The sequence below is a fragment of the Streptomyces sp. MnatMP-M17 genome (genome assembly GCF_900091995.1).
In the GTDB taxonomy this organism is placed as follows: domain Bacteria; phylum Actinomycetota; class Actinomycetes; order Streptomycetales; family Streptomycetaceae; genus Streptomyces.
In genome coordinates this window covers 1-11,201 of the sequence record NZ_FMDK01000528.1, presented here as the reverse complement: position 1 = coordinate 11,201, position 11,201 = coordinate 1, and the positions used below count along the sequence as shown (strand labels likewise).

Sequence of the window (11,201 nt, the reverse complement as noted above, 5' to 3'; positions counted from 1 at the left end):
ATCAGCCGCTCCCGCGGCGGGCGCTCCCTGATCCGGCCAGATCCAAACGAAAGACCCTAGCCCACGACTCGATACGCGCCCTAGAGCGCCTTTCTCAGGTCACGCAGACGCTGGGCGGAACGCTGGTGGCTCAGCGATGCGTTCTGGAGACGGTCGAAGGCTTTGACCCGGCCGTCCACCTGCTTCTCTTCCTGGAGGATGAAGGCGCCGTCGAATTGCTCGGTGTAGACGATGTCCGGGAGAAGCCTGTTCTCGAAGTCGAAGATGATGGTCATGCCGAGCATCACCGGCAGATTGGGCTTGCTGAGCTCCGCGATACGCATGGTGTGGCGCGGATGATCCGTCAGCGCGATCAAGTGGTCGAGCTGCCTTCCCATGATTCCCCGGTTGCCGAAGGGCCGGATGAGCGTCACTTCATCGATTACGGAGATCAGTCTCTTGCTGTGGAGCGGCGCCTCCTCGAACCGCTGGCGACGACGCTGGCGCAGGGCCACCAGCCGTTCGATCTCGCGGGGTGACGACACCTCCGCTCCCGCTTCGATCACGGCGCGTGCGTACTCCTCGGTCTGCAACAGACCGGGCAGTTGTGTCGGCTCATACGTACGGATCCGCTGCGCCATCTCCTCGAAGCTGACGAATGCCTGCAACTGCTTTGTCGCGACATCCGACCAGTCCTGCCACCAGGGACGCTGGTTGGCGTGTTCGAGGAGTTCCATGAGGTACTGCCGCGCGGTGTCGTCGGCCGCGTAGAAGTCCAGCAAACGGCCGATGTCCTTGGCCTTGAACTCGTGCTGCCCCGTCTCGAGCCGGCTGATCTTGGAGCCGGAGGCACCGATGTGCATGCCGGCGTCCTTGAGGGATATGCCCAACCTTTCACGGTGTGCGCGCAGATGACTCCCCACAACCATGCGCTGCGCTATGGGAACCGCTTCGTCACTCAGGTACCGGACTCGACGTTGAGGCCGGGACGGACGAAGGTCAGCCACGGAATCTCCTTGGGTTGGGGCTACGGCTCCGTATCAGAGCGTTACCCATCGTGCACCACACGTGCGGTCACTCGTGCAGGAGTCGGACAACTGGCCGAGTTCTGGTGATGCGCCCCACTTCAAGGCTTTGATGATGACATGCCACGGGCGACGACCTGCCCGGCTACGGGGTCCGGCCCCACGACCTTCAGGACGCCCACGGCCTTCAGGACGGCCCATGACCCGGTGTCCCGTGGCGCGAGCGGTTCCTGGTACGAGCATCGCTGTCCGCTCCGGTTCCGCCCGCCCGTCGGCCCGTTCGCCGTGGACCGGAGTCAGGCCTCGTACTGATGGGTCGAGTAGGTCAAGTAGCCCGCGTCACCGCCCTGGTAGTACGTGGCCTCGTCCACCGGGGCGATCGGGAGTCCGCCGCGCAGCCGCTCGACCAGGTCGGGATTGGCGATGAAGGCCCGGCCGAAGCTGATGAGGTCGGCGCCCAGTCCGAGCCAGTGGTCGGCGTCTTCGCGGCCCGTCTGCTTCGGTCCCATCGGGAGCACCGGGTTCATGACGAGAGTGCCCGGCCATGCCCGGCGCAGGGCGACCAGTGTCTCTTCGTCGGCGGTGGCTTCGAGGTGTACGTAGGCCGGTTCGAGGCGGGCGAGCTCGGTCAGCAGCGCGGTGTAGAGCTCGCGGACGTCGGTGTCCTCAACTCCCCAGAACGTCCCACCCGGTGAGAGCCGGATGCCGGTCCTGGCTCCGCCGACGGCGTCGACGGTGGCCGAGACGGCCTCGACGGCGAACCGGATCCGGTTGGCGACCGGGCCTCCGTAGCGGTCCGTGCGCAGATTGGCGTTGGACGAGAGGAACTGCGAGATCAGATAGCCGTTGGCGCCGTGCAGCTCCACGCCGTCGAAGCCCGCGTCGACGGCGCGGCGGGCGGCCTGGGCGTACGACCGCGCGTGCTCGGGCACTTCGGCGGTGCCCAGGGCGCGCGGCGTCGGGGCGGGCTGGGGCCCGTTCGGAGTGAACACCTCGCCGACGGCGGGGACGGCCGAGGGCCCGACCGGCCGCATACCGGTGGTGTCGGGATGCGAGACCCGGCCGCCGTGCATGATCTGGGCGAAGATCCGTCCGCCGTTGGCATGGACGGCGGCGGTCACGGGACGCCATGCGGCGACCTGCTCATCGGTGTGCAGTCCCGGCGTACCCGGATTGGACTGCCCGATCACGCTCGGCTGCACTCCCTCGCTCACGATCAGCCCGGCCGTGGCCCGCTGGGCGTAGTAGGCGGCCATCGACGGTGTCGCCAGACCGCCGGCGGCGGCCCGTACCCGGGTCATCGGGGCCATGACCACCCGGTTGGGCAGCGTCAGGCCGCCGAGCCGGTAGCTGGTGAAAAGGGTCGTCACGTCAGGACTCCTTCGCGGTGCGCCGCGCCCGGACCTCGGGCGCAGCAGCTACGCTAAAACCTCACATTGATGTCAGAGGCAAGCTCTGTTCAGAGGCAAGCCCTGTGGCGCAGGACACAACCGGGAGGACTTCGTGCGGATCGGCGAGCTCGCGTCACGGGCCGGAGTCAGCGTCAGGTCCGTGCGCTACTACGAGGAGCAGGGACTGCTCACCAGTACCCGCAGTTCCAGCGGCCAGCGGCACTACACGGACGACGAGGTCGAACGGGTCGCGTTCATCCAGCGGCTCTACGCCGCGGGCCTGTCCAGCCGCACCATCACCGAACTGCTGCCCTGCGTCGACGCGCCCAGCGAGGAGAACTCCGACGCCGCGCTGGAGCGGATGGCACAGGAGCGCGACCGGCTCTCCGCACATATCGCCGATCTCCTGCAGACCAGGGACGCACTCGACGCGCTGGTGGCCACGGCCCGCGCGTACCGGGAACAGCTGAGGACGGCCCTGGCCGGCTGACCGGACAGGGCCCAGGTGTTGGGCCTGCATCGCGGCGGGCTGTCTACGCGTCACGTGCGTGTCTGCGTCCGTCCGGTGCCATGCCGCTCACTCCACCGAGGGAACGGTTCCGGTCGGTCCGCGGCTCCGGGGTCGGTTTGCATGATCATACGATGAACCCTGCTTCTGGCCGGATCGCCGAGGCAGGCGCCCATCACGCGAACCCACATCTGCCCGAAGGGGAACGATGAAGCGCGCAAACACGTTCGTCCGTACCACCAGAATCGCGGCTGCGGCAGCCGTGGCCATGTCCATGGCCCTGGCCGCCTTCGCGGTTCCCGCGTCCGCCGATTCGGACCGGCATCCCGGGAAACACCAGGGCCGGGTCTTCGTCCAGACCGACAGCACCAGTGGCAACAAGGTCGTCGCCTACCACCGCGCTCCGGACGGCTCCCTCCACAAGCGAGCCATCTACACCACGGGCGGCAAGGGCGGGATCCTCGGCGGCTCGGTCGTCGACCATCTCGCCTCCCAGGGATCCCTCACCCATGACCGTCGCCACAATCTGCTGTACGCCGTCAACGCCGGCAGCAACTCGGTCACCGTGTTCTCCGTCGACGGCGACCGGCTCCACCGCCGGCAGGTCATCTCCTCCGGCGGTACGTTCCCCGTCAGCGTCACCGTGCACGAGGACCGCGTGTACGTCCTCAACGCACGCAAGGGCGGATCCATCCAGGGCTACCGGCTCATGGACAAGAGACTCCACCGCGTTCCGGCATGGCACCGCGAGCTGCGTCTGAACACCTCCACCGCACCGGAGTTCCTCCACACGCCCGGGCAGATCATCTTCACCCCGGACGGATCGCGGCTCGTGGTGAGCACCAAGATGGGCGGCAACAGCATCGAGGTCTTCCCGCTCGACCGCTCCGGCGCGCCCTCGGCCCGGCCCGTCGTCAGCAGCAAGGCCGGCTCGGCTCCCTTCGGTCTGACCTTCGACCGGCGAGGCCGCCTCGTGGTCGCGGACGCGGGCCCCAACGCCGTCCTGACCTTCCGTATCGAGAACGACAGCGATGTCACACTCCTCGACGACATCCTCACCGGCCAGCAGGCCAGCTGCTGGGTCACCCGCGCCGGCAACCGCTTCTACGTCTCCAACGCCGGCAGCAACACCGTCTCCGGCTTCCGGCAGAGCCGTGGAGCCCGGCTCGCTCCGCTCGGCAACACCACCACCGGTACGGGCACCGTCGACAGTGCCGTCACACCGGACAACCACTTCCTGTACGTACAGACCGGAGGCGTGGGCGCTGTCGACGGCTTCCGCGTCAACGGCGACGGCTCCCTCACCAAGATCGGCACCACTCCCGTACCCGATGCGGTCGGCGGCGAAGGCATCGTCGTTCTCTAGGGTTTTTCGTTTGGATCAGGCTGGGCGAGCCCAGCAAGAGCCAAACGAGAGGCCCTAGCAACACACGCCCTGGTTCCGCGACCGACACATCCGGCCTGGCCTGCGGGCGGGCGGCGGTGTGACGGAACTCTTACGTCCTGATGTGGAATCAGCCTTGTGCGCGCCGGGTTCCGTACCGTCCTCGACATGCGAGTACTTGTCACGGGAGGCGCTGGTTTCATCGGCGCGCACATTGTCACGGCACTGAACGAGCGCGGGCACGAGCCCGTCGTTCTGGACGCGTTGCTGCCCGCCGCGCATCCGGAGTCCCCGGTACTGCCGGACGCCGCACTGGTACACGGGGACGTCCGGGACGCGGAGACCGTACGGGCGGTCCTGCGTGGCATCGACGCCGTGTGCCATCAGGCGGCGATGGTCGGGCTGGGCAAGGACTTCGCGGACGCGCCCGCGTATGTCGGCTGCAACGACCTGGGCACGGCGGTGCTGCTCGCGGGAATGGCGGAGGCCGGCGTCCGGCGACTGGTACTCGCCGGGTCGATGGTCGTGTACGGGGAGGGCCGGTACATGTGTCCACGGGACGGGGCCGTGCGGCCCGGGTGCCGCGAGGCCGCCGATCTGGAGGCGGGACGGTTCGAGGTGCGCTGCCCTCACTGCGGCGCCGAACTCGTTCCCGGCCTGGTCGGCGAGGACGCGCCCGTGGATCCGCGCAGTGTGTACGCGACGACGAAGCTGGCGCAGGAGCATCTGGCCGCCGCGTGGGCGCGGAGCGTGGCGGGCCGGGCGGTGTCGCTGCGCTATCACAACGTGTACGGGCCGGGGATGCCGCGGGACACACCGTACGCCGGAGTGGCGTCGTTCTTCCGGTCGGCGCTGGCGAGAGGTGAGGCGCCGCAGGTCTTCGAGGACGGTGCCCAGCGGCGCGACTTCGTCCATGTACGGGATGTGGCGGCGGCCAATGCCCTGGCGCTGGAGGCGGTCGGAGGGCGGGCCGCCGGATCGTCGGCCGTGTACAACACGGGCAGCGGTGAGCCGCATACGATTCTGGAGATGGCCGAGGCGCTGGCCGAGGTCCACGGCGGTCCCGGGCCGGTGGTGACGGGCGAGTTCCGGCTCGGCGACGTACGGCACATCACCGCGGACTCGGCCCGGCTGCGCGAGGAGCTGGGCTGGCGGCCACAGGTGGGTTTCGCCGAAGGGATGGCCGAGTTCGCACGGGCGCGACAGCGTGCTTCCGCGGCGCCGCAGCCGTCCTGACACCGACACCGCAGCGGTCCTGAACCCGTCACCGCAGCGGGCCCGCCCCCGACCACAGCGGTCCGCGGGCCCGTGGTAGGGGCCGTTGGTGCCGCAGGTCCCGCCCTACAGCGCCGGGGCCGGCAAGGGCAGCGTCACCTCGAAGCGGCAGCCGCCGTGCACATTGCGTACCTCTGTGCGTCCGGCGTGGGCCTCCACGATGCCGCGGACGATCGCGAGGCCGAGTCCGGCGCCGGCCGGCGGAGTCCGGGCGGCGCTGCCCCGCCAGCCGGTGTCGAAGACCCGTGCCAGATCCTCGTCCGGTATGCCGCCGCAGCTGTCCGTCACCGACAGGACCACGGCGTCGGCGTGGCGCTCGGTGGCGACGGCGACCGTGCCGTCGGCAGGAGTGTGATGGATGGCGTTGACGAGGAGGTTGGCGAGGACCCGTGTCATTTCCTTGCCGTCCACCTCCACCGGCACGGGTTCGACCCCGTCGCCGATCAGCCGTACCCCGCGTTCATGGGCGAGCGGATGGACTCCGGCGAGCGCGTCGCCCACCAGGTCGTAGACCGAGAGCCGGCTCGGGCTGAGTGCCAGGGCTCCGGCGTGGATCCGGGACAGTTCGAACAGATCGCCGACCATGGAGTTGAGCCGGTCGACCTCGGTGCCGATCTGCCGGTGGTAGCGGGCCGGATCGTCGGCCACACCGTCCTCCAGCGCCTCCGACATGGCGCGCAGCCCGGCCAGTGGCGTGCGCAGATCGTGGGAGATCCAGGCGACCAGCTCGCGGCGCGAGGTCTCCAGCGCCCGCTCCCTCTCGCGGGAGGCGGCCAGTCTGGCGCTGGTGGCGGCGAGCTGCCGGGAGAGCGCGGCGAGTTCGGCGGTGGCCGGGCCGGACGGAGCGGCGAAGCTGCCGTCGTCGCCGAAGTCGCGGGCGGCGAGCGCGAGATCGCGGCTGCGCGCCACGACCCAGCGGCCCAGCAGCAGGGCGGTGGCCAGGGAGACGGTGGCGGCCATGGCCACCACGAGTGTGACGACGGTGAGATCGTGCCTGGAGAGGAACATCGCCTGGGCGACGGCGAGTGTTCCGGTCAGCATGGCGGTGACCGTGACGGCGGCCACCACGGTGAGGGAGACGGCGACCGAGCGGTGGCGCACCAGACGCAGGGCGACGGCGCCGAGGACTCCGGCGCAGGCCGCTCCGGCCAGGGCGAAGGCGGCGATCAGCAGCAGATCCTTCACAGCGCCTCCGCCGTCCCGGGCCGGACGTCGAAGCGGTAGCCGACGCCCCATACGGTCTGGATGAGCCGTGGCCGGGCGGGATCGTCCTCGATCTTGGCGCGCAGCCGCCGGACATGGACGGTCACGGTAGACAGGTCACCGAAGTCCCAGCCCCATACCTCCCGCATCAGATCCTCCCGGCTGTGCGCTCGTCCGGGATGGCGCAGGAAGTGCGCGAGGAGGTCGAACTCCCTGAGCGTGAGGGCGAGTTCACGGCCGTTCTTGGAGGCACGGTGGGTGGGCGGGTCCAGGGCGAGACCGGCACCGCGCAGCGGGCCGTCGGGTCCGGTGACCGCCTGGGCACCTCGGCCGCGGCTGCGGCGCAGTACGGACTCGATGCGCAGGACGAGCTCTCGCGGGCTGAAGGGCTTGGTGACGTAATCGTCCGCGCCGAGCTCCAGCCCGGCGATCCGGTCCTCCTCGTCGCCGCGCGCGGTGAGCATGACCACCGGCACCGGGCCCATGGCGCGGAGCCTGCGGCACACCTCCAGTCCGTCCAGTCCCGGCAGCATCAGATCCAGGACGATCAGGTCCTGTCTGTGCCGTGCGGCGCTGTCGAGTGCGGCCGGACCGTCGGCGGCGTGTTCCACCGTGAAACCGGCGCGTTCCAGATATCCGGTGACGACCTCGGCGACCGTTGGATCGTCGTCGACGATCAGGATGCGGCCGGGCGGGATCCGGGTGCTCGGCCCGGGCGGGATCTGCGTGCTCATGGGGGCAAGCGTCGCATCAGCCGGCCTTTCCGTGTCCGGCCGCCGGGGGAGCGAAGAGCGACGTCCGCGTTTCGTAAGGAGTCGATGTCCGCTATGTCCGTCCGGAATTCCTACGGTGAGGACCGTGACCGTAGATGTCGTACTTCCCTGTCTGAACGAGGCCGAGGCCCTGCCCTGGGTGCTCGCCCGTGTTCCCGCCGGCTGGCGGCCCGTTGTGGTCGACAACGGATCCACCGACGGATCCGCCGAGCTCGCGGCCGAGCTCGGCGCCACCGTGGTGCACGAGTCCCGCCGCGGCTTCGGCGCCGCCTGCCACGCCGGGCTGCTGGCCGCCGAGGCCGACATCGTGTGCTTCTGCGACTGCGACGCCTCACTCGATCCCGGGCTGCTGGCCGGCTTCGTACGAACAGTCGCCGACAGCGGGGACGGCGGAGCCGACCTCGTACTCGGACGGCGCAGACCTCAAGGGCGAGGCGCCTGGCCGGTGCATGCCCGCGCCGGGAATCTCGCGCTGGCCCGGATGCTGCGCCGGCGCACCGGTCTGCGGCTGCACGACCTGGGACCGATGCGGGCCGCACAGCGCGAGGCACTGCTCGGTCTGGATCTGACCGACCGGCGCAGCGGCTATCCGCTCCAGATGGTGGTCCGCGCGGCCGACGCAGGATGGCGGATACGGGAGGTCGACGTCCCGTATCTGCCGCGGACCGGAAAATCCAAGGTCACCGGCACCTGGCGAGGAACGTGGCAGGCCGTGCATGACATGCGTCGAGTACTCGCCGAACCGGACACCGGCAGCGTGGACGCCGAACCGGACACCGGCAGTGCGGACGCGGCCATGACAGGAGCCGGCCGGTGACCACTGTTCTCGTCATCGCCAAGGAACCGGTGCCGGGCCGCGTCAAGACCCGCCTCACACCGCCCTTCAGCCCGAAGGAGGCCGCCGCGCTGGCCGAGGCCGCGCTCGCCGACACACTGACCACGGTGGCACGGGTCCCGGCCGGGCGCCGGGTACTGGTGCTGGAAGGGCGGCCCGGGCCATGGCTGGTGCCGGGCTTCGACGTGGTCCCGCAATGCGCCGGAGGTCTGGACGAGCGGCTCGCCGCCGCCTTCGCCGCGTGCACCGGCCCGGCCCTGCTCATCGGCATGGACACTCCGCAGGTCACCGCCGGTCTGCTGGCCCCGGCGATCGCGCCGGACGCCTGGCAGGAGCACGACGCCTGGTTCGGGCCCGCCGTCGACGGAGGCTTCTGGGCGCTGGGACTGGCGGAACCGGATCCGGCGCTGCTGCGCGGGATACCGATGTCGGTGCCGGAGACCGGAGCCGTACAGTACGCGCGGCTCGTCGCCGCCGGGCTGCGGATCGGACAACTGCCGAAGCTGCGGGACGTGGACACCGCCGAGGACGCGCGGCTGGTGGCCGCCGGGGCCGGCACGGGCAGCTTCGCCACCCTGTACGCGGCGACAGCGGCCACACTGCACGCGCGGCCGGCTCCGGCCGAGGACGCTCCCGGCGGCCGACCGGTCCGCGCATGACGGCACGAGGACCGAGGACGGCGGAGGCACCCGGCAGCACCCTTCCGTACCCCGCAGCCTGGCACGAGGATCCTTACTCCGACGCCCTGCGCAGCGGACAGGGCCCGCTCTTTCTGCGCCGGAACGACGGCTGGCTGCTGCCCCTTGAGGTGGAGCGCTGGTGCACCGCCCCGGACACCGCGGACCTGAGTGTGCTCGCACGGTGCGAGGGCTCGGTCCTGGACGTCGGATGCGGTCCCGGCCGGCTGGTCACCGCCCTCGCGGCGCGCGGACAGCGGGCGCTCGGCATTGATGTCAGCCCCGCGGCGGTGGCTCGTACCGAACAACTGGGCGGGCTCGCGCTGTGCCGGTCGGTTTTCGAGCCACTGCCCGGAGAAGGGCGCTGGGACACCACACTGCTCATCGACGGCAACATCGGCATCGGCGGAGATCCGGAAGCCTTGCTCGGGCGCCTGGGGAAGATCGTCCGCCGGGACGGGACCGTCATTGTCGAATGCCTCGCGCTGGACGTGGACGAGCGGTGCGAGGTGCGGCTCGACAACGGCCGTGGCGGGCTGGGCACGCCCTTCGCCTGGGCGCGGGTCGGCGCCCGTGCCCTGAGCGGATACGCCGCGGCGGCCGGCTGGGTCCGACGGCATCAATGGCCGGTGGCGGGACGCGTCTTCGTGGAACTCGCCCGCGCTCAGGACCGGGCCTGAGCCCGGACGCCACGAGGCGGACCTGACAGACAGCGGACCTGACACCTTACGAAATACGGACGCCGGCCCGTGTGAGGCCGGTTTCGTCCACTCCCGCTGCCACGCTGTCGCCATGAACAGCCTCCGTACCGCCGTCACGGCTCTGCTGCTGACGGCCCTGGCCACCACACTCGCGCTGACCATACGGAAGGACGGCTACTACGCGGATCCGGCGGGGCTGTCCTGGTGGTACGCGGCCTCCTGGACATTGTTCGCCTCGGCGGCCTGGGCCCTGCGCAAGGTGCCCGCCCGGCAGGTGGTTCCGCTCGTGCTGGCGGGCGCGGTCGTGGTCGCCGCCACCGGACTGGTCGCGGCTCCCCGTACGAGTACCGACTCCTTCCGCTACGCCTGGGACGGCCGGGTGCAGGCCGCCGGGATCTCTCCGTACGACCACACTCCGGCGGATCCCGCACTCACACGCCTGCGCGACGACTGGCTCTTCCCGCACGGCGCCGCCTGTTCCGGTCCGGGCAGGGCGCCGGTCGAGGCGGGGACCTGCACCAGGATCAACCGTCCCCAGGTGCCCACCATTTACCCGCCCGTGGCGGAGGGATACTTCCTGCTGGTCCATGAGCTCTCGCCGCGGGACGTCCGCCACAAGGGCCTCCAGACCGGCGCGGCGCTGCTGTCCGTGGTGACGGCCGGCGCCCTCCTGATGATCCTGCGGCGGCGCGGCGATCCGCGGAACGCGGCGTACTGGGCCTGGTGTCCGGCGGTGCCCGTCGAGGCGGTGAACAACGCGCATGTCGATGTGCTCGCCGTCCTGTTGTCCGTCGTCGCGCTCGGAGTGGTCGTCCGGCGCCGGACGGCGGGCGGTGCGCTGCTCGGCCTCGGGATCGCCGCCAAGATGCTGCCCGTTGTCCTTCTGCCGGGCGCCCTGTCCGGCGTACGGCGGGTCCGTGACGCGATCGCCGTGGTGCTGTCCGCCGGCGCGGCCGTGGGACTTGTCTATCTGCCGTACCTCATCGGCTCCCACGCGTCCGTCCTCGGCTATCTCGGCGGCTACGCCGAGGAGGAAGGGTACGAGGATGCCTCGGCCCGGAACCGCTATGCCCTGCTGCGTCTGCTGGTGCCCGACGCCTGGGCGCTGCCGCTGGCCGTGGCCGTCGTGGTCGCGGTGGCCGGGTATGTGCTGCGCCTGGGTGAGCCCGAACGCCCTTGGAGCGGAGCCCTGTTGGTGACCGGGACCGCGTTCCTGGTCATGACTCCCGGCTACTCCTGGTACGCACTGCTGCTGATCGCGCTCGTCGCCCTCGACGGCCGCTGGGAATGGCTCGGCATCGCCCTCGCGGGCGCGGCCACCTATGTCACCGGCCGGGCGCTCGGCGGCGGTACGGGCACGGTCGCCTACGCACTCGCCGCCGTCGCGGTCCTGGCCGGATGGGCCGTACGACGGCGGCGGGCGGCGGCGGGCCGGAGCCCTGAAAGCGAG

The 11,201-nt window shown here is 70.6% G+C and carries 11 protein-coding genes; 7 read left to right on the top strand and 4 right to left on the bottom strand.

What is annotated here, in order from left to right:
* Positions 1–80 precede the first annotated feature (80 nt).
* Positions 81–908, bottom strand: a complete 828-nt coding sequence (locus GA0115259_RS23155; RefSeq protein ID WP_093600512.1) for a helix-turn-helix domain-containing protein — start codon at positions 906–908, stop codon at positions 81–83.
* Between the two features lie 392 nt (positions 909–1,300).
* The gene (locus tag GA0115259_RS23150) at positions 1,301–2,374 is read right to left on the bottom strand and encodes an alkene reductase (protein ID WP_093600509.1); all 1,074 of its coding nucleotides are present in this window, start codon (positions 2,372–2,374) and stop codon (positions 1,301–1,303) included.
* Positions 2,375–2,507: 133 nt separating this feature from the next.
* Between GA0115259_RS23150 and GA0115259_RS23145 the strand changes: the two genes are divergently transcribed.
* The 3 genes from GA0115259_RS23145 to GA0115259_RS23135 all read left to right on the top strand — a co-directional run bounded on the left by GA0115259_RS23145 (position 2,508) and on the right by GA0115259_RS23135 (position 5,523).
* Positions 2,508–2,885: a MerR family transcriptional regulator gene (locus tag GA0115259_RS23145; RefSeq protein ID WP_161230441.1), complete on the top strand. Its 378-nt coding sequence runs from the start codon at positions 2,508–2,510 to the stop codon at positions 2,883–2,885.
* A 226-nt stretch (positions 2,886–3,111) separates the two neighbouring features.
* Positions 3,112–4,269: a lactonase family protein gene (locus GA0115259_RS23140; RefSeq protein ID WP_093600503.1), complete on the top strand. Its 1,158-nt coding sequence runs from the start codon at positions 3,112–3,114 to the stop codon at positions 4,267–4,269.
* A gap of 186 nt (positions 4,270–4,455) precedes the next feature.
* The gene (locus GA0115259_RS23135) at positions 4,456–5,523 is read left to right on the top strand and encodes an NAD-dependent epimerase/dehydratase family protein (RefSeq protein WP_093600516.1); all 1,068 of its coding nucleotides are present in this window, start codon (positions 4,456–4,458) and stop codon (positions 5,521–5,523) included.
* A gap of 105 nt (positions 5,524–5,628) precedes the next feature.
* Here the strand turns inward: GA0115259_RS23135 and GA0115259_RS23130 are convergent, their stop codons facing one another.
* Both GA0115259_RS23130 and GA0115259_RS23125 read right to left on the bottom strand, forming a co-directional pair.
* Positions 5,629–6,747 carry a sensor histidine kinase gene (locus GA0115259_RS23130; protein ID WP_093600500.1) on the bottom strand — a complete coding sequence of 373 codons (1,119 nt, stop codon included), beginning with the start codon at positions 6,745–6,747 and terminating at the stop codon, positions 5,629–5,631.
* Positions 6,744–7,499, bottom strand: coding sequence for a response regulator transcription factor (locus GA0115259_RS23125; protein ID WP_093600497.1), 756 nt, complete (start codon positions 7,497–7,499; stop codon positions 6,744–6,746). Before GA0115259_RS23125 ends, GA0115259_RS23130 begins: the two co-directional genes overlap by 4 nt.
* 115 nt (positions 7,500–7,614) lie before the next feature.
* On the opposite strand from GA0115259_RS23125, the gene GA0115259_RS23120 reads away from it, so the two are divergent.
* The 4 genes from GA0115259_RS23120 to GA0115259_RS23105 all read left to right on the top strand — a co-directional run.
* Positions 7,615–8,355, top strand: coding sequence for a glycosyltransferase family 2 protein (locus GA0115259_RS23120; protein ID WP_256098095.1), 741 nt, complete (start codon positions 7,615–7,617; stop codon positions 8,353–8,355).
* Positions 8,352–9,032: a TIGR04282 family arsenosugar biosynthesis glycosyltransferase gene (locus tag GA0115259_RS23115; RefSeq protein WP_093600491.1), complete on the top strand. Its 681-nt coding sequence runs from the start codon at positions 8,352–8,354 to the stop codon at positions 9,030–9,032. The genes GA0115259_RS23120 and GA0115259_RS23115 overlap by 4 nt, the downstream gene beginning before the upstream one ends.
* Positions 9,029–9,730 carry a class I SAM-dependent methyltransferase gene (locus tag GA0115259_RS23110; protein ID WP_093600488.1) on the top strand — a complete coding sequence of 234 codons (702 nt, stop codon included), beginning with the start codon at positions 9,029–9,031 and terminating at the stop codon, positions 9,728–9,730. The genes GA0115259_RS23115 and GA0115259_RS23110 overlap by 4 nt, the downstream gene beginning before the upstream one ends.
* Before the next feature lie 112 nt (positions 9,731–9,842).
* On the top strand, positions 9,843–11,201 hold a 1,359-nt coding region (locus tag GA0115259_RS23105), incomplete at its 3' end, for a glycosyltransferase family 87 protein (protein ID WP_107469248.1).

What these genes read in the sequence shown, in the direction of transcription:
- GA0115259_RS23155 (WP_093600512.1), bottom strand. Translation starts at nt 908, where the DNA reads ATGGTTGTGGGGAGTCATCTGCGCGCACACCGTGAAAGGTTGGGCATA.
- GA0115259_RS23140 (WP_093600503.1), top strand. Translation starts at nt 3,112, where the DNA reads ATGAAGCGCGCAAACACGTTCGTCCGTACCACCAGAATCGCGGCTGCG.
- GA0115259_RS23135 (WP_093600516.1), top strand. Translation starts at nt 4,456, where the DNA reads ATGCGAGTACTTGTCACGGGAGGCGCTGGTTTCATCGGCGCGCACATT.
- GA0115259_RS23125 (WP_093600497.1), bottom strand. Translation starts at nt 7,499, where the DNA reads ATGAGCACGCAGATCCCGCCCGGGCCGAGCACCCGGATCCCGCCCGGC.
- GA0115259_RS23110 (WP_093600488.1), top strand. Translation starts at nt 9,029, where the DNA reads ATGACGGCACGAGGACCGAGGACGGCGGAGGCACCCGGCAGCACCCTT.